At 71.2% G+C, this 16,699-nt stretch carries 15 protein-coding genes; 9 read left to right on the top strand and 6 right to left on the bottom strand.

The features are described 5' to 3' along the window. The first annotated feature begins 132 nt into the window (after positions 1 to 132). A complete protein-coding gene (locus tag ACFY0U_RS08040; RefSeq protein ID WP_171147006.1) occupies positions 133 to 603 on the top strand; it encodes a DUF6099 family protein in 471 nt (156 codons plus the stop codon). A gap of 123 nt (positions 604 to 726) precedes the next feature. Here the strand turns inward: ACFY0U_RS08040 and ACFY0U_RS08035 are convergent, their stop codons facing one another. Beyond that, entirely contained in the window at positions 727 to 894 is a 168-nt protein-coding gene (locus ACFY0U_RS08035) for a hypothetical protein (RefSeq protein WP_388631914.1), read from the bottom strand. Between the two features lie 238 nt (positions 895 to 1,132). Here ACFY0U_RS08035 and ACFY0U_RS08030 point away from each other — a divergent pair, with 238 nt between their 5' ends. Beyond that, positions 1,133 to 2,056 carry an LLM class F420-dependent oxidoreductase gene (locus ACFY0U_RS08030; RefSeq protein WP_388631912.1) on the top strand — a complete coding sequence of 308 codons (924 nt, stop codon included), beginning with the start codon at positions 1,133 to 1,135 and terminating at the stop codon, positions 2,054 to 2,056. Between the two features lie 64 nt (positions 2,057 to 2,120). On the opposite strand, the gene ACFY0U_RS08025 is transcribed toward ACFY0U_RS08030, so the two are convergent. Next, positions 2,121 to 2,900, bottom strand: a complete 780-nt coding sequence (locus tag ACFY0U_RS08025; protein WP_388631910.1) for an SAM-dependent methyltransferase — start codon at positions 2,898 to 2,900, stop codon at positions 2,121 to 2,123. Between the two features lie 39 nt (positions 2,901 to 2,939). After that, complete coding sequence (locus ACFY0U_RS08020) at positions 2,940 to 3,767, bottom strand: NAD(P)H-binding protein (protein WP_388631907.1); 828 nt, start codon at positions 3,765 to 3,767, stop codon at positions 2,940 to 2,942. Positions 3,768 to 3,840: 73 nt separating this feature from the next. On the opposite strand from ACFY0U_RS08020, the gene ACFY0U_RS08015 reads away from it, so the two are divergent. The 3 genes from ACFY0U_RS08015 to ACFY0U_RS08005 all read left to right on the top strand — a co-directional run bounded on the left by ACFY0U_RS08015 (position 3,841) and on the right by ACFY0U_RS08005 (position 8,433). Next, positions 3,841 to 4,266 (top strand): winged helix-turn-helix transcriptional regulator, encoded by a 426-nt coding sequence (locus ACFY0U_RS08015; protein WP_388631904.1) that lies wholly within the window; start codon positions 3,841 to 3,843, stop codon positions 4,264 to 4,266. Positions 4,267 to 4,393: 127 nt separating this feature from the next. Next, a complete protein-coding gene (locus tag ACFY0U_RS08010) occupies positions 4,394 to 5,857 on the top strand; it encodes a 3' terminal RNA ribose 2'-O-methyltransferase Hen1 (protein ID WP_388631901.1) in 1,464 nt (487 codons plus the stop codon). Further along, positions 5,854 to 8,433 carry a polynucleotide kinase-phosphatase gene (locus ACFY0U_RS08005; RefSeq protein WP_388631899.1) on the top strand — a complete coding sequence of 860 codons (2,580 nt, stop codon included), beginning with the start codon at positions 5,854 to 5,856 and terminating at the stop codon, positions 8,431 to 8,433. The genes ACFY0U_RS08010 and ACFY0U_RS08005 overlap by 4 nt, the downstream gene beginning before the upstream one ends. Before the next feature lie 3 nt (positions 8,434 to 8,436). On the opposite strand, the gene ACFY0U_RS08000 is transcribed toward ACFY0U_RS08005, so the two are convergent. Together ACFY0U_RS08000 and ACFY0U_RS07995 are read right to left on the bottom strand one after the other, a co-directional pair. Continuing rightward, a complete protein-coding gene (locus ACFY0U_RS08000; protein ID WP_388631897.1) occupies positions 8,437 to 9,327 on the bottom strand; it encodes a hypothetical protein in 891 nt (296 codons plus the stop codon). Further along, a complete protein-coding gene (locus tag ACFY0U_RS07995) occupies positions 9,324 to 10,331 on the bottom strand; it encodes an SPFH domain-containing protein (protein ID WP_388631894.1) in 1,008 nt (335 codons plus the stop codon). The genes ACFY0U_RS08000 and ACFY0U_RS07995 overlap by 4 nt, the downstream gene beginning before the upstream one ends. Positions 10,332 to 10,449: 118 nt before the next feature. Between ACFY0U_RS07995 and ACFY0U_RS07990 the strand changes: the two genes are divergently transcribed. Then, the gene (locus ACFY0U_RS07990) at positions 10,450 to 11,673 is read left to right on the top strand and encodes an arginine deiminase (protein ID WP_388631892.1); all 1,224 of its coding nucleotides are present in this window, start codon (positions 10,450 to 10,452) and stop codon (positions 11,671 to 11,673) included. An 82-nt stretch (positions 11,674 to 11,755) separates the two neighbouring features. After that, positions 11,756 to 12,763 (top strand): ornithine carbamoyltransferase, encoded by a 1,008-nt coding sequence (argF, locus tag ACFY0U_RS07985; RefSeq protein WP_388631890.1) that lies wholly within the window; start codon positions 11,756 to 11,758, stop codon positions 12,761 to 12,763. A 3-nt stretch (positions 12,764 to 12,766) separates the two neighbouring features. Here the strand turns inward: argF and ACFY0U_RS07980 are convergent, their stop codons facing one another. Continuing rightward, complete coding sequence (locus tag ACFY0U_RS07980) at positions 12,767 to 13,219, bottom strand: ATP-binding protein (RefSeq protein ID WP_388631887.1); 453 nt, start codon at positions 13,217 to 13,219, stop codon at positions 12,767 to 12,769. A 287-nt stretch (positions 13,220 to 13,506) separates the two neighbouring features. Here ACFY0U_RS07980 and ACFY0U_RS07975 point away from each other — a divergent pair, with 287 nt between their 5' ends. Continuing rightward, positions 13,507 to 14,334: an enoyl-CoA hydratase family protein gene (locus ACFY0U_RS07975; RefSeq protein ID WP_388631884.1), complete on the top strand. Its 828-nt coding sequence runs from the start codon at positions 13,507 to 13,509 to the stop codon at positions 14,332 to 14,334. Next, positions 14,319 to 16,676, top strand: coding sequence for a bifunctional salicylyl-CoA 5-hydroxylase/oxidoreductase (locus tag ACFY0U_RS07970; RefSeq protein WP_388631881.1), 2,358 nt, complete (start codon positions 14,319 to 14,321; stop codon positions 16,674 to 16,676). Before ACFY0U_RS07975 ends, ACFY0U_RS07970 begins: the two co-directional genes overlap by 16 nt. Positions 16,677 to 16,699 lie beyond the last annotated feature (23 nt).

Here is a 16,699-nt window from a genome sequence, read left to right as displayed (position 1 = left end):
TCTCCGCAGTCAAAAACCGGTCCGACATCGATTCGTTGTCCACAGATTTCCGCCTTCCTCTGGCTTTTCGTCCCGCCGACCCTCACTCTGGGTAGTGGACAACGGAGTTCGGGCGGCGGACGGGGGCAGCGCATGGACGCGGTGCGGCTCATTGTGACGAGCAGGCGTGCCCTCGCGGGGAGCGGCGAGGCGCCTCAGGTGCTGACGGAGGTGTGGCAGGCGCAGGCGCTGGCCCAGGCGATAGGCAGCAGGCTGGCGGTCTCCGGCCCGCCCCGACTGCGCGGCGAGGCACTGGGGTTGACCGAGCTGGCGGGCAGAGGCTGCGGTGTCCTGGACCGTCCCGACCTGGACACCGCCGACCTGCGTGCCGCCCAGCTCACCGAACTGGGCGACGCCCGCCAGGTGCTGCTCTGCCTCGGCGGCCTGCTCGGCGAGGTGGGCATCGCCCTCGTCGGCCTCGCCTGCGCGGCGGCCGACGAAGGCACGTACTGGCAGTGCATGGAGGCGATCGACGCGGCGGACGAGTCCCGGGACCGGGTCCTGGAGATGCTCAGCAAGCTGGCGGACCGGGATCAACCACTACCGGAACGGGAGGCGGGGTGAGCGCTCAGGTGTCCGCGGGCCGGGAGGTCTCGGGCGCTCCCCTCGACGGGCCCTGGGGTGAGCGACCTCGGGGCCTCTCGCAGCGGCCCTCGCTCTGACTCCGGAGACCCCGGCGCGCCGCCCTCAGCGGCCCTCGGCCTCGTCCCCACCCCGTCCCGCCGACTGGAGGTCCGCGTCCAGGGCGGAGAGGTCCGCGGTGAGCGACGCCATCAGCTCTTCCATCTGCTGCAGCAGCCCCTTCGGCTGACCGGTCGGCCCGGCCCCCTGCTGCGGGACGGATTCTTCGGACATGACGGCCTCCTCGGCCCAGGCCTCCACGGGAGGCCGACACGGATGACGCCCGGCGCTGACCGGCCGGCGCGGGCGCCGGTCGGTCCGGCTCCGCCCGAGCAACGATCATCACCTTCGCCGGGTCACTGGCCCGGGCAGTCCCCGTGTGCCGCGTTGACGGAATTTCACCCGACCGGGCAGGGGAGGGACGGCAGGGGCGGGTGGGGTTGACCGGCCGGGTGGCGTGCAGGATGGAGGTATGGATCTTCGCATCTTCACCGAGCCCCAGCAGGGGGCCACCTACGACACCCTTCTCACGGTTGCCAAGGCCACCGAGGACCTCGGCTTCGACGCCTTCTTCCGCTCGGACCACTATCTGAAGATGGGCTCCTCCGACGGTCTCCCCGGCCCCACCGACGCCTGGATCACCCTCGCCGGCCTCGCCCGTGAGACCAAGCGCATCCGCCTCGGCACACTGATGACCGCCGGTACCTTCCGGCTGCCCGGCGTGCTCGCCATCCAGGTCGCGCAGATCGACCAGATGTCCGGTGGCCGTGTCGAACTGGGCCTGGGCGCGGGCTGGTTCGAGGAGGAGCACAAGGCGTACGGCATTCCCTTCCCGAAGGAGAAGTTCGGCCGCCTGGAGGAGCAGCTGGAGATCGTCACCGGGCTCTGGGCGACCGAGGTCGGCGAGACCTTCGACTTCCACGGCAAGTACTACGACCTGACGGACTCGCCCGCGCTGCCCAAGCCGGCCCAGGCGAAGATCCCGGTCCTCGTCGGCGGCCACGGCCCGTCCCGCACTCCGGCGCTGGCCGCGAAGTACGCCGACGAGTTCAACATGCCCTTCGGCTCGGTCGAGGACAGCGAGCGCCAGTTCGCCCGGGTGCGCGCCGCCGCGGAGGAGGCCGGCCGCAAGGGCGACGAGCTGACGTACTCCAACGCCCTCGTCGTCTGCGTCGGCAAGGACGACCAGGAGGTCGCCCGCCGTGCCGCCGCGATCGGCCGTGAGGTGCCCGAGCTGAAGAGCAACGGCCTCGCCGGCTCCCCGGCCGAGGTCGTCGACAAGATCGGCCGCTACGCCGAGATCGGCTCCCGCCGTATCTACCTCCAGGTCCTGGACCTCCACGACCTGGAACACCTGGAGCTCATCTCGGCGCAGGTGCAGTCGCAGTTGTCGTAACCCCGGGAGACGACCGACCGTCGGACGGGGCTCCACGGCCCGGTCCGGCGGATCGTCCGTCCCGTCAGGGCTTGAGCCCGACCCCCACGTACAGGGGGATCTCCTCCCCGCCCTGCGGTGCGCCGAGTCCGGGATGCCACCGGGCCGCGAGCACGACCCCCGGGTCCACCAGTTCCAGCCCGGTGAAGAATCCGGCGAACTCCTCGCGCGAGCGCACCTGGGCCGCCGTACCGCCCTTGCGGTACACCTCCACGACCCGCTCCCAGGTCTCCGGGTCGAAGTCCCCGGTGGCGTGGGAGAGCGTCAAGTAGCTGCCGGGGGCGAGGGATTCGACGAGTTCCCGCACGATCCGGACCGGCTCGTCCTCGTCCGCGACCAGGTGCAGCAGGGCCACCAGGGACAGCGCGATGGGCTGGGTGAAGTCGAGGGTCTCGCGGGCCGCCGCGAGGATCTTGCCCGGTTCCCGTACGTCGGCCTGGACGTAGGAGGTCTTCCCCTCCGGCGTGCTGTGCAGCAGAGCCTCGGCGTGCCGCAGGACGATCGGGTCGTTGTCCGCGTACACCACCCGGGCGTCGGGGACGATCCCCTGGACGATCTGGTGGAGGTTCGGCTCGGTCGGGATGCCGGTGCCGATGTCGAGGAACTGGCGCAGGCCCCGCTCGGCCAGCAGCCGGGAGGCCCGGTGCATGAACGCGCGATTGGTCCGCGCCATCTGACTCACGGCGGGGAAGTGCGAGGTCACCTGCTCGGCCGCCGCCACATCGACCGGGTAGTTGTCCTTCCCGCCGAGGAAGTAGTCGTACATGCGGGCCGAATGGGGCTTGCTGGTGTCGATCGTGCTCACAGTCGTGGATCCTCCCTCGAACGCCCGGTCGATCGGAGGCTAGCGAACATTTCCGATCGCCGCCGCCACACCCCGGTACGCCTCCAGCGCCGACCGCGGTTCCCGCCCCAACAGCCCGCGCAGGGCGCTCTGTTCGACACCGCTCCCGTCCAGGAACCCACCGGCGATCGCCGAGTACGTCCCCACGAGCATCGGCACCTGGTACGGCAGCGCCGCACCGCCCGCGATGATGGCCTCGCGCGTCGCCCCCAGCGTCGACGGCGCGTACACACCCCCGACCGCCCCGGCCAACTCCGCACCGCCCAGCGCCCGTTCCCCGACCAGCTCGTACACCTTGCCCGCATGCTCCCGCGGCGCGCTCACCACCCGCGCCGCCACCGCCGCGAGGTCGGCCCGCGCCACCGCGGCCAGCCGGCCCTCGCCCAGCGGGGCCGCGATCGTCCCGTCGGGACCCGGGGCGGCGATGTCCGCGAGGAACTCGGCGTAGAGGCCGTTGCGCAGGACCGTCCAGGCCGACGACGAGCGCCGCAACCGGCGTTCGGTCCAGCGGTGGGCCAACGCGTACGGCAGATGGTCGCCGTCGCCGCTGAGGCTGGTGTAGACGACGTGCCCCACCCCCGCCTTCTCGGCCGCCGAGATCGCCGCGTCGTGCCGCGCGCGGACCACGTCGTCCTCCCCGTACCCGGCGGAGATCAGCAGCAGCGTGTCCACGCCGGTGAAGTCGAGCGAGCCCGGGTCGTCGAAGTCGACGCGCCGCTCACCCGCCGACCGCGGGGTACGGCTGCCGAGGACGACATCGCCCCGTCCCGCCAGTTCCCCCGCGACGAGCCGCCCGAGCGCACCACCCGCACCGGTCACCAGAATCATCGGAATTCCCCCTCCTGAGCTGTGTGTTCCCATCATGGGAAGGCACGGCCCGCCCGCATAAGGAGGCACATTCATGTCAGCAGGGCACACCGCGGTAACCACCCCCGCCGGGCCAGGCGAGCCGGTGATCGTCTGCGACACCCCGCAGGACGAGTGCGGCGTCCGGGACGTCCTGGACCGCCTCGGCGACAAGTGGTCGGTGTACGTGGTGGTCGAACTCGCCTCCGGCATACGGCGGTTCAAGGAGCTCCAGCGCGCGATCCCCGGGAACATCTCCCAGCGCATGCTCACCCTCACCGTCCGCCGTCTGGAGCGCGACGGCCTGGTGAAGCGGACCGTGCACCCGACGATCCCGCCCCAGGTCGAGTACGAACTCACCGACCTCGGCCACAGCCTCACCCATCTCGTCAAGGCCCTCGCCGACTGGTCCATCGCCCACCGCCCGGCCATCGCGGCGGCCCGCGAGGCCTGGGACGCGGGGGACGCCGGCGGGCGATGAGCGGTGGCTGCGGCGGGCGATAAATCGAGAGTGCGTACGGGGCGGCCCGAGGTACGTTGAGCAGGCCCACCGCAGCTCAGAACGGCGAGAAGCCGCAGCTCAGAAGGATCCCAGAGGTGTAACCACCGTGTTCCTCACGATCAGTACCACCGGCACGCCCGAACGCCCGGCGACCGACCTCGGCTTCCTGCTGCACAAGCATCCCGAGAAATCGCAGGCGTTCTCCACGTCCTACGGCACGGCACACGTCCTCTACCCCGAGGCCGACGCCGAGCGCTGCACTGCGGCGCTGTTGCTGGAGGTCGACGCGGTGGCGCTGGTCCGGCGCGGCAAGGGCAAGGGCCGCGGCGGCGCTCCTGACGCGGCGCTCGCCCAGTACGTCAACGACCGGCCGTACGCCGCGTCCTCGCTGCTCGCTGTCGCGCTGAGCGGGGTGTTCTCCAGCGCCATGCGCGGGGTGTGCAACGCCCGCCCCGAGCGGGCCGCACAGCCGCTGCCGCTGCGCATCGAGGTGCCCGCGCTGCCCGCCCGGGGCGGCCCCGACCTCGTACGCAAGCTGTTCGAGCCGCTGGGCTGGACGGTCACCGTCGAACCGGTCGCGCTGGACGCGCGGTTCCCGGAGTGGGGCGACTCGCGGTACGTACGGCTCGTGCTGGAGTCGGAGAACCTGACCCTCGCGGCGGCCCTGCGCCACCTCTACGTCCTGCTGCCCGTCCTCGACGACGCCAAGCACTACTGGGTCGCCTCCGACGAGGTCGACAAGCTGCTGCGGGCCGGTGAGGGCTGGCTGCCCGACCACCCCGAGCAGAAGCTGATCACCAGCCGCTATCTCTCGCGCCGCTGGTCGCTCACGCGCGCGGCGAACGAACGCCTCGAGCTGGTACGGCTCGCCGAGGCCGACGACAGCGAGGTCGAGGAGATCGACAACGCCGTCGAGGCGGAGACCGAGGACGAGGAGAGGCCGACCCCGCTCGCCGTGCAGCGCCGGGACGCCATCCTCGCCGCCCTCCAGGCCGCCGGCGCCTCCCGGGTGCTGGACCTCGGCTGCGGGCAGGGCCAGTTGGTGCAGGCGCTGCTCAAGGACGTGCGGTTCACCGAGATCGTGGGCGTAGACGTGTCGATGCGCGCGCTCACCATCGCCTCCCGACGGCTCAAACTGGACCGGATGGGGGAGCGGCTGGCGTCCCGCGTCAAGCTCTTCCAGGGGTCGCTCGCCTACACGGACAAGCGTCTCAAGGGCTACGACGCCGCCGTGCTCAGCGAGGTCATCGAACACCTCGACCTGCCACGGCTGCCCGCCCTGGAGTACGCGGTCTTCGGCGCCGCCCGCCCGCGGACCGTCCTCGTGACGACCCCGAACGTCGAGTACAACGTGCGCTGGGAGACCCTCCCGGCCGGCCATGTCCGCCACGGCGACCACCGCTTCGAGTGGACGCGGGAGGAGTTCCGGACGTGGGCCGCGGCGGTGGCCGAACGGCACGGGTACGACGTGGAGTTCGTACCGGTCGGGCCGGACGACCCCGAGGTCGGACCGCCCACCCAGATGGCTGTTTTCCATGCGGTGACCGAGAAGGAGGCGAAGGCGGCATGACCGAGAACCAGACCCAGGGGCGCGTGCTGCCCGTCACCGACCTCTCCCTCGTCGTCCTCGTCGGCGCCTCCGGCTCCGGCAAGTCGACGTTCGCCCGGCGCCACTTCAAGCCCACCGAGATCATCTCCTCGGACTTCTGCCGCGGCCTGGTCTCCGACGACGAGAACGACCAGGGCGCGACGAAGGACGCCTTCGACGTGCTCCACTACATCGCGGGCAAGCGGCTCGCCGCCGGCCGCCGTACGGTCGTGGACGCGACCAGCGTGCAGTCGGACTCCCGGCGCCAGCTGATCGACCTGGCCAAGCAGTACGACGTGCTGCCCATCGCCATCGTCCTCGACGTGCCGGAGGAGGTGTGCGCCGAGCGCAACGCGGGCCGCACCGACCGGGCCGACATGCCGGTCCGGGTCATCAAGCGCCACATCCGCGAACTGCGCCGTTCCATCCGCCACCTGGAGCGCGAGGGCTTCCGCAAGGTGCACGTCCTGCGGGGCGTGGCGGACGTCGAGAACGCCACCGTCCGCACCGAGAAGCGCTTCAACGACCTCACCCACCTGACCGGCCCGTTCGACATCGTCGGCGACATCCACGGCTGCGGCTCCGAACTGGAGTCGCTGCTGGGCAAGTTGGGCTACGTCGACGGCGTGCACCCCGAGGGCCGTACCGCGGTCTTCGTCGGCGACCTCGTGGACCGCGGCCCGGACAGCCCGGGCGTGCTGCGCCGGGTGATGTCGATGGTGAAGTCCGGCAACGCCCTGTGCGTGCCCGGCAACCACGAGAACAAGTACGGCCGTCACCTCAAGGGCCGCAAGGTCCAGCACACCCACGGACTCGCCGAGACCATCGAGCAGATGGAGGGGGAGTCCGAGGAGTTCCGCGCCGAGGTGCGGGAGTTCATCGACGGACTCGTCAGCCACTACGTCCTCGACGGCGGCAGGCTCGTCGTCTGTCACGCCGGTCTGCCGGAGAAGTACCACGGCCGTACCTCGGGGCGGGTCCGCTCGCACGCGCTGTACGGCGACACCACCGGGGAGACCGACGAGTTCGGCCTGCCGGTGCGCTACCCGTGGGCCGAGGACTACCGGGGCCGGGCGGCCGTGGTCTACGGCCACACCCCCGTCCCGGAGGCGACCTGGCTCAACAACACCATCTGCCTGGACACCGGCGCCGTCTTCGGCGGCAAGCTCACCGCGCTGCGCTGGCCGGAACGGGAGCTGGTCGACGTACCGGCCCAGAAGGTCTGGTACGAGCCGGTCAAGCCGCTGAAGTCGGAGGCGCCGGGTGGACACGACGGCCGGCCGCTGGACCTGGCGGACGTGCACGGCCGCCGTGCGGTGGAGACCCGGCACCAGGGCCGTGTCGCGATCCGTGAGGAGAACGCGGCCGCGGCCCTTGAGGTCATGAGCCGTTTCGCGGTGGACCCGAGGCTGCTGCCGTACCTTCCGCCCACCATGGCTCCGACGGCGACCTCGCAGGTCGAAGGCTACTTGGAGCACCCGGCCGAGGCCTTCGCGCAGTACGCGGCGGACGGGGTCGCGCGGGTCGTGTGCGAGGAGAAGCACATGGGCTCGCGGGCGGTGGCACTGGTGTGCCGGGACGCGGAGGCGGCCCGGAAGCGCTTCGGCGTGGACGGCCCCACGGGGTCCCTCTACACCCGCACGGGCCGTCCGTTCTTCGACGACGAGTCGGTGACGGAGGAGATCCTGGCCCGGCTGCGCTCGGCGGTCACCGAGGCCGGTCTGTGGGCCGAACTCGACACCGACTGGCTTCTGTTGGACGCCGAGCTGATGCCGTGGTCGCTGAAGGCGTCGGGGCTGCTGCGTTCGCAGTACGCGGCCGTCGGCGCCGCGTCCGGGGCGGTGTTCCCGGGTGCGCTGGCCGCGCTCGAGGGTGCGGCGGAACGGGGCGTCGAGGTGGGGGAGCTGCTGGGCCGCCAGCGTGAACGTGCCGCGAACGCGGCCGCGTTCACCGAGGCGTACCGCCGCTACTGCTGGACCACCGACGGCCTGGACGGCGTACGCCTGGCCCCGTTCCAGATCCTCGCGGTCCAGGGCCGCAACCTCGCGTCCCTGCCGCACGACGAGCAACTGGCCCTGCTGGACCGTCTCGTGGAGCACGACGGCACCGGACTGCTCCAGACCACCCGGCGCCTCTACGTCGACACGGCCGACCCCGAGTCGGTCCGGGCGGGCGTCGACTGGTGGCTGGAGATGACCGGCCGCGGCGGCGAGGGCATGGTGGTCAAGCCGCTGGGCGCGGTGGTGCGGTGGGGGTCCCCCCGCTCGAGCGAAGCCGAGAGTGGGGGAGGGGAGGGGCGGCTGGTGCAGCCCGGCATCAAGTGCCGTGGCCGTGAGTACCTCCGGATCATCTACGGCCCGGAGTACACCCGCCCCGACAACCTGACCCGTCTGCGCGGCCGTTTCCTCAACCACAAGCGCTCCCTCGCGATCCGCGAGTACGCGCTCGGCCTGGAGGCACTGGACCGCCTGGCCGAGGGCGAGCCGCTGTGGCGGGTGCACGAGGCGGTGTTCGGGGTGCTGGCACTGGAGTCGGAGCCGGTGGACCCGCGGCTGTGACGGTCAGCCGACCAGTCTCAGCCGCTCCGCGTGCACACCCACCCGGACGCTCTGGCCCCAGGTCAGCTCCAGGGCGTCCGACTCCATCCCGTCCCCGAACGCGATCAGCCGTTCGGACTCGACGGTGAGGTGCAGCGCGGCCGGCGCCGGCAGCTCGCCGGCCACCAGTGAGGTACCGGTGGCCGGCGAGGGCCAGGCCTCGCGGACGAACCACAGCAGGCGGTCCTCGGTGGGGCGGGGCAGGGACAGCCGGCTGCCCCGTTCCTGCCACACCGACCGCACCCACCCCGTCGCGCCCGTCCCCGTGCCCACCAGCACTCCGGAGGAAGCCTGGGCCTCGGCGGCACCCCCGTGGTCGTCGAGGCCCAGGCGGTAGCGGGCGGTCTGGTGGCCCGGGGCGCCCAGGTAGATCTCGTTGAGGGCGACCAGGCGCTGGCTGTCGTCGGCGACCGCCTCGACCATGGTGAGTTCGTCGACCGGTGGGGTGCCGGATGTCAGGAGTTTCGCGGCGTCCTGGGGACGGTGGCGGACCAGCACGCCCGGATTGCGGCCGGGGTCCGTGTCGATGCCCACCACCGGCTGCCCGGAGAGGTACTTGGCCGCGTTCGCCACGAGTCCGTCCTGGCCGACCACGACCACCACGTCCTCAGGGGCGAACAGGAAGCGGTCCAAGTCGGCGCGTTCCACCCGGGACTGACGCCAGGTCAGAGGGATCGCCGCGGTCACCTCCGCCAGCGCTCTGCGCGTACGGCGGTGGCGTTCGGCCACCTCCTCGATGTCCCGGCCGCGGGAGGAGAGGAAGAAGGCGGCCTGGCCGTGGGTGCCGTGGTGGGCCACCAACTCCTCGTACTCCGTGGTGCGGTGGACGAGGACGACGCGCGGGGCGAGGCTCATGCCTGTTCCCGGGTGCCGCCCAGCTTGGCCAGCAGGCCGGTCAGGACGTCGGGGGAGACGGTGAGGTTCTCGATGTGCGGCAGGTTCTCCGCGAGCCGGGCCCCGGTGAGCGCGTGCAGCACCGCCACGTCCACGTCCCCGTGCACCCGCAGCCACGCCTCCTGTGCCTGCGCCCGCGCCTCACCCACGGCCCGCGCCCCCTCGGCCTCGGCCCGGGAGAGCCGCACGGCCCGCGCCGCCTCGGCCTCCGCCCGTACCGCGTCCGCCGCCGCATGCTCCTCCGCCTCGCGCCGGGCGTTCGTGCCGCGCTGCTCGACCAACTGCTCCTCGCGCCGGGCGAGTTCGATCTGGCTGTCCAGCTCGTTCTCGGCGATCGTCCGCTCCCGCTCGACCGCCACCGCCCGTCGCTCGTACGTCGCCCGGTCCGCCTCCTGCTGGATCTGCTCACGGGCGGGGGTGCGCAGGGCCCGCTCCACCTCGGGTTCCGGTCGCAGCGCCACCACGCGGACGGCCACCACCTCGATCCCGGTGGCCGGCAGCCGCGGTTCCGCCGCCAGCCCCGCCGCGACCCGCTCCCGTACCGCCGCCACCCCGTCCACCAGCGCCGCCGACAGCGACGTACGGGCGACCACGTCCAGCGCGTGCTGCTGCGCCGTCTCCGTGAGCAGTGTGCCCAGTTGCTCCAGCGGTGTGCCGCGCCAGGCGCCCGTGTCCGGGTCGATGGAGAAGTCCAGGCGGGCCGCGGCGAGCGCCGGGTCGCTGATCCGGTAGGTCACGGTCGCCTGCACCGTCACGTCCTGGAAGTCGGAGGTGCGGGCGTGGAAGGTCATCGCCAACTCCCGGTCGTCGACCGGGACTTCGGAGAGCGCGGCGGTCAGGGCACGGAACCAGAAGCTCAGGCCCGGCCCGTCGTGCAGGAGCTTTCCGCCGCGGTGGTGCCGCACATGCGCGGTCGGTGCGCCACGCAGATGGCGCCAGCCCAGGCGCCGGGTGATGTCTGCCACGAGACCCTCTTTTCGTCTCGACGACGATAACCAGGTGACGCGTTTATCGTCAAGAGGACGAGAAAGGGAAGTGGTCAAGCGGGGGGTGAAGACGGTCTTCGGTGGTCAGGATGGAGTCATGGGATTCCATGTCGACTCCGAGGCCGGGCGGCTGCGCCGCGTCATCCTGCACCGGCCGGATCTCGAGCTCAAAAGGCTCACCCCCGGCAACAAGGACGCGCTCCTCTTCGACGACGTGCTGTGGGTGCGCCGGGCGCGCGCCGAGCACGACGGGTTCGCGGACGTGCTGCGCGACCGCGGGGTCACCGTCCATCTCTTCGGCGACCTGCTCACCGAGGCCCTGGCGATCCCGGCGGCCCGCACCCTCGTCCTGGACCGGGTCTTCGACGAGAAGGAGTACGGCGTCCTGGCCACCGACCACCTCCGTGCCGCCTTCGAGTCGCTGCCCCCGGCCGAGCTGGTCGAGGCGCTCGTCGGCGGCATGACCAAGAGGGAGTTCCTGGAGGCGCACGAGGAGCCGGTCTCCGTCCGCTTCCATGTGATGGACCTCGACGACTTCCTCCTCGCCCCCCTGCCCAACCACCTCTTCACCCGCGACACCTCCGCCTGGATCTACGACGGCGTCTCCGTCAACGCCATGCGCTGGCCGGCCCGGCAGCGCGAGACGGTCCACTTCGAGGCGATCTACCGGCACCACCCCCTCTTCCGTGACGAAACGTTCCGCGTGTGGAGCGAGGGCCAGGCCGACTACCCGTCCACCATCGAGGGCGGGGACGTCCTCGTCATCGGCAACGGCGCCGTCCTCATCGGCATGAGCGAGCGGACCACGCCCCAGGCCGTGGAGATGCTCGCGCACAAGCTGTTCGACGCCGGGTCCGCGCAGACGATCGTGGCGCTCGACATGCCCAAGCGGCGGGCCTTCATGCACCTCGACACCGTGATGACGATGGTCGACGGCGACACCTTCACCCAGTACGCCGGGCTCGGCATGCTCCGCTCGTACACCATCGAACCGGGCGTCGGCGACAAGGAGCTCAAGGTCACCGACCATCCGCCCGAGCACATGCACCGCGCGATCGCGGCCGCCCTCGGGCTCAGCGAGATCCGCGTCCTGACCGCGACCCAGGACGTGCACGCCGCCGCGCGCGAGCAGTGGGACGACGGCTGCAACGTCCTCGCCGTCGAACCGGGCGTCGTCGTCGCCTATGAGCGCAACGCCACCACCAACACCCATCTGCGCAAGCAGGGCATCGAGGTCATCGAGATCCCGGGCAGCGAACTGGGGCGGGGGAGGGGCGGACCGCGCTGTATGAGCTGTCCGGTCGAACGTGCGGCCGTATAGTCGCACAGGGGATCGCATAGAAATGCTGGACGTCGTATAGACTTCCACAGGTCCGTGTCACTCGTATCCCTGGAGCGCCCCCATGGCGACCGTCCCGACCGCCCTCGCCGGGCGCCACTTCCTCAAGGAGCTCGACTTCACCGGGCCGGAGTTCCTGGCTCTGATCGAGCTGGCCGCCGAGCTGAAGGCGGCGAAGAAGGCCGGGACCGAGACCCCGTACCTGCGGGGCAGGAACATCGCTCTCATCTTCGAGAAGACCTCGACGCGCACCCGCTGCGCGTTCGAGGTCGCGGCCGCCGACCAGGGTGCCTCCACCACGTACCTGGACCCCTCGGGCTCGCAGATCGGGCACAAGGAGTCCGTCAAGGACACCGCCCGTGTGCTGGGCCGGATGTACGACGGCATCGAGTACCGCGGGGACAGCCAGCAGAAGGTCGAGGAGCTGGCCGCGTTCGCCGGCGTCCCCGTCTACAACGGTCTCACCGACGACTGGCACCCCACCCAGATGCTCGCCGACGTGCTGACGATGACCGAGCACAGCGGCAAGCCGGTCGAGGAGATCGCCTTCGCCTACCTGGGCGACGCCCGCTTCAACATGGGCAACTCCTACCTGATCACCGGCGCCCTGCTCGGCATGGACGTCCGGATCGTCGCCCCGAAGACCTACTGGCCCGCCCAGGACATCGTGGAACGGGCCCGTCAGCTCGCCGTCGACAGCGGGGCCCGGATCACCCTCACCGAGTCCCTGGAGGAGGGGGTCGCGGGCGCCGATTTCGTCGCCACCGACGTCTGGGTCTCCATGGGTGAGCCCAAGGAGGTCTGGGACGAGCGGATCGCCGCGCTGTCGGCGTACGCCGTGACCATGGACGTCCTGCGCGCGACGGGGAATCCGGATGTCAAGTTCCTGCACTGCCTGCCGGCTTTCCATGACCTGGGGACCAAGGTCGGGCAGGAGATCTACGACTCCCATGGCCTTACGTCGCTGGAGGTGACCGACGAGGTGTTCGAGTCGGCGCACTCCGTCGTCTTCGACGAGGCGGAGAACCGGATGCACACGATCAAGGCGGTCCTGGTGGCGACGCTGGCGTGACGGTTACGCGGGCTTCCACTGCGGCGGTACCACCGGCAGCCTGAACCAGACCGCCTTGCCGGACTCGGTGGGGCGGTGCCCGCAGGACGAGCTGAGGGTGCGGATCAGCAGCAGACCGCGCCCGTGCTCCTGCCAGGGGTCCGGCTCGGTGTCCACGGGACGGGTGAGGTTGCCGGGCGGCGCCGGGTCCGGGTCGTGGACCTCGACCTGGCAGCCGCTGGGCAGCAGCTCCACGACGAGCTCTATCGGGGCGTCCCCGGCGGTGTGCTCCACGGCGTTCGCGACCAGCTCGGCCGTCAGCAGCTCAGCGGTGTCGCTGTCGGCCCCGTGCTTCAGCTCGGCCAGTGCCGTGCGCACCAGCGCACGGGCGACGGGCACGGCCGCTGCGGAGTGCGGCAGCGCGATGCGCCAGGAGGCGGAGGCTGAGGGGCGATCTTGCAAGGCGGTTCCGTTCATGAGCAGGCTGTCCTGCTTTCAACCTTATGAATGGTACGGCGCCGCCCGGCAGAGGCATCCGACGGGCACCGTACGGGACCTTAGGCCCCGTTACCGAGCGGCTTACCCCTCACAACGGCTTGCCTCGCACGGCTGCTCCCGCCGTAGCGGCTCTGTCGAGGAGCCGTGACAGATGTGACCGGTCCAGGTCACATCCGTATGGTGCTATCGCGCACTCGTGACGACAGTCAAAGATGGGTGATAGCTTCGAAGGGTAGAGCGCACCTCGTCTGGGGAGGCCGCACCGCATGAGTCCCTTCACCGGCTCCGCCGCCCGCACCGACCACTGGGAACATCTGCGCGTGGAGGTCGCGTCCGGCGTCGCCACCGTGACCCTCGCCCGCCCCGACAAACTCAACGCGCTCACCTTCGGCGCCTACGCCGACCTGCGCGACCTGCTCGCCGAGCTCTCCCGGGAGCGGTCGGTACGCGCCCTGGTACTGGCCGGCGAGGGCCGCGGCTTCTGCTCCGGCGGCGACGTGGACGAGATCATCGGCGCGACCCTGTCCATGGACACCGCCCAGCTCCTCGACTTCAACCGGATGACCGGACAGGTCGTGCGGGCGGTACGGGAGTGCCCGTTCCCGGTGATCGCGGCCGTGCACGGCGTGGCGGCGGGCGCGGGAGCGGTACTGGCCCTGGCGGCGGACTTCAGGGTGGCCGACCCCACGGCCCGGTTCGCCTTCCTCTTCACCCGGGTGGGTCTGTCCGGCGGCGACATGGGCGCGGCGTATCTGTTGCCGAGGGTGGTCGGGCTCGGCCACGCGACCCGCCTGCTGATGCTGGGGGAGCCGGTCCGTGCGCCGGAGGCCGAGCGCATCGGCCTGATCAGCGAGCTGACGGACGAGGGCGGCGTGGACGAGGCGGCCCAGACGCTGGCCCGCCGCCTGGCCGAGGGTCCGGCACTGGCGTACGCCCAGACGAAGGCACTGCTCACGGCGGAACTGGACATGCCGTTGGCGGCGGCGGTGGAGCTCGATGCGTCGACCCAGGCTTTGCTGATGAACGGCGAGGACTACGCGGAGTTCCATGCGGCGTTCACGGAGAAGAGGCCGCCCAAATGGCAAGGACGGTGACTATGGCACGGCTAGGGGCGCGGGGAACTGCGCGACCAGCCACAGACGGCCGCCAGTCGCCCCCTTTGCTTAGCCACCCCCTACGAGTCGCGATCATCGGCGGTGGCCCCGGCGGCCTGTACGCGGCAGCGTTGCTGAAACGCCTCGACCCGGCCCGGGACATCACCGTCTGGGAACGCAACGCCCCCGACGACACCTTCGGCTTCGGAGTGGTCCTCTCCGACGAAACCCTGGGCGGAATCGAGCACGCGGACCCAGAGGTCTACACAGCCCTGCAACAGCACTTCACCCGCTGGGACAACATCGACATCGTCCACCGAGGCACCCGCCACACCTCCGGAGGACACGGCTTCGCCGCACTCGGCAGGAAACGCCTCCTGGAGATCCTCCACAACCGCTGCCGCACCCTCGGCGTGGACCTCCGCTTCCGCACCGAAGCCCCACCCGACCTCGCGACGACCCACGACCTCGTCATCGCCGCCGACGGAGTCAACAGCACCACCCGCGAGACCCACGCCCAGGCGTTCCGCCCCCATGTGACCACCCACCACTGCCGCTACATCTGGCTCGCCGCAGACTTCGCCTTCGACGCCTTCCGCTTCGAGATCGCCGAGACGGAACACGGGGTGATGCAGCTGCACGGCTACCCGTACGCGGCGGACGCCTCGACGGTGATCGTCGAGATGCACGAACAGGTCTGGCGGGCGGCCGGCTTCGCGGACCTGGACGAACAGGGGTCGGTCGAGCGCTGCGCCAAGATCTTCGCGGACGCGCTCGGCGGCAGGCCGCTGAGGTCCAACAAGTCGGCCTGGACCACCTTCCGTACGGTCGTCAACGAACACTGGTCCCACGGCAACACCGTCCTCCTCGGCGACGCCGCCCACACCGCGCACTTCTCGATCGGCTCGGGCACCAAGCTCGCGGTGGAGGACGCCCTCGCCCTGGCCGCCTGTCTGGAGGAACAGCCCTCACTGGAGCGGGCGTTGACCGCCTACGAGACGGAACGCAAACCCGTCGTCGCCTCCACCCAGCGTGCCGCCCGCGCCAGCCTGGAGTGGTTCGAGAACCTCGCCCGCTATCTCGACCAGCCGCCCCGCCAGTTCGCCTTCAACCTGCTCACCCGCAGCCGCCGCGTCACCCACGACAACCTCCGGCTGCGCGACGCCCGCTTCACCGGCGCCGTGGAGCGGGAGTTCGGCTGCCCACCCGGTACGCCCCCGATGTTCACCCCGTTCCGGCTGCGCGGCCTGACCCTGCGCAACCGGGTCGTGGTGTCGCCCATGGACATGTACTCGGCGACCGACGGCCTCCCCGGCGACTTCCACCTCGTCCACCTCGGGGCGAGGGCGCTCGGCGGCGCGGGTCTGGTGATGACCGAGATGGTGTGCGTCAGCGCGGAGGGCCGTATCACCCCCGGCTGCACCGGCCTCTACACCGGCAAGCAGGCCGAGGCGTGGAAGCGGATCACCGGCTTCGTGCACACCCAGGCACCCGGCACCGCGATCGGCGTCCAGCTCGGCCACAGCGGCCGCAAGGGCTCGACCAAGCTGATGTGGGAGGGCATCGACGAGCCGCTGCCCGACGGCAACTGGCCCCTCGTGGCCGCGTCCCCGATCCCGTACACACCCGCCAACCAAACCCCGCACGGGCTCAGCCGTGCCCAACTCACCGACCTGCGCGAACAGTTCACCGCAGCCGCCTGGCGGGCCGCCCGCGCCGGCTTCGACCTGCTCGAACTGCACTGCGCGCACGGCTATCTGCTGTCCGGTTTCCTCTCCCCGCTCACCAACCGCCGCACGGACGCCTACGGAGGCTCGCTCGCGAAGCGGCTCCGGTTCCCTCTGGAGGTCTTCGACGCCATACGGGGAGTGTGGCCGGAGGAACGGCCCATGACGGTCCGGATCTCCGCCACCGACTGGGCGGAGGGCGGCACGTCCGCCGAGGACGCCGTCGAGATCGCCCGTGCCTTCGCCGCGCACGGCGCCGACGCGATCGACGTGTCGACCGGGCAGGTCGTGGCGGACGAACGGCCCGAGTACGGGCGGTCGTACCAGACGCCCTTCGCGGACCGCATCCGCCATGAGACCGGGCTCCCGGTGATCGCGGTCGGTGCGATCTCCTCCTGGGACGACGTCAATTCCCTGATCCTGGCCGGGCGTACGGATCTGTGCGCCCTGGGCCGCCCGCACCTCTACGACCCGCACTGGACGCTGCACGCGGCGGCCGAGCAGGGGTACGAGGGGCCCGGCGTCGGCTGGCCGGACCCGTACCGGGCGGGCAGTCGCCGACCGCAGACAGGACGCACGGACGCCCCCAAGCCCCGCCTGACGCTGGGGACTTGAGGGCGTTCGAGTGAAGGTCGCTA

The sequence above is a fragment of the Streptomyces sp. NPDC001536 genome (assembly GCF_042894505.1).
In the GTDB taxonomy this organism is placed as follows: Bacteria; Actinomycetota; Actinomycetes; order Streptomycetales; family Streptomycetaceae; genus Streptomyces.
The sequence above is the reverse complement of the archived record's forward strand: the minus strand, read 5'-3'. Positions and strand labels throughout refer to the sequence as shown.

Excerpts from the sequence above, each read along its gene's own strand:
- ACFY0U_RS08040 (WP_171147006.1), top strand. The coding sequence starts at position 133 with ATGGACGCGGTGCGGCTCATTGTGACGAGCAGGCGTGCCCTCGCGGGG.
- ACFY0U_RS08035 (WP_388631914.1), bottom strand. The coding sequence starts at position 894 with ATGTCCGAAGAATCCGTCCCGCAGCAGGGGGCCGGGCCGACCGGTCAG.
- ACFY0U_RS08030 (WP_388631912.1), top strand. The coding sequence starts at position 1,133 with ATGGATCTTCGCATCTTCACCGAGCCCCAGCAGGGGGCCACCTACGAC.
- ACFY0U_RS08020 (WP_388631907.1), bottom strand. The coding sequence starts at position 3,767 with ATGATTCTGGTGACCGGTGCGGGTGGTGCGCTCGGGCGGCTCGTCGCG.
- ACFY0U_RS08015 (WP_388631904.1), top strand. The coding sequence starts at position 3,841 with ATGTCAGCAGGGCACACCGCGGTAACCACCCCCGCCGGGCCAGGCGAG.
- ACFY0U_RS08005 (WP_388631899.1), top strand. The coding sequence starts at position 5,854 with ATGACCGAGAACCAGACCCAGGGGCGCGTGCTGCCCGTCACCGACCTC.
- ACFY0U_RS08000 (WP_388631897.1), bottom strand. The coding sequence starts at position 9,327 with ATGAGCCTCGCCCCGCGCGTCGTCCTCGTCCACCGCACCACGGAGTAC.
- ACFY0U_RS07990 (WP_388631892.1), top strand. The coding sequence starts at position 10,450 with ATGGGATTCCATGTCGACTCCGAGGCCGGGCGGCTGCGCCGCGTCATC.
- argF (WP_388631890.1), top strand. The coding sequence starts at position 11,756 with ATGGCGACCGTCCCGACCGCCCTCGCCGGGCGCCACTTCCTCAAGGAG.
- ACFY0U_RS07980 (WP_388631887.1), bottom strand. The coding sequence starts at position 13,219 with ATGAACGGAACCGCCTTGCAAGATCGCCCCTCAGCCTCCGCCTCCTGG.
- ACFY0U_RS07975 (WP_388631884.1), top strand. The coding sequence starts at position 13,507 with ATGAGTCCCTTCACCGGCTCCGCCGCCCGCACCGACCACTGGGAACAT.
- ACFY0U_RS07970 (WP_388631881.1), top strand. The coding sequence starts at position 14,319 with ATGGCAAGGACGGTGACTATGGCACGGCTAGGGGCGCGGGGAACTGCG.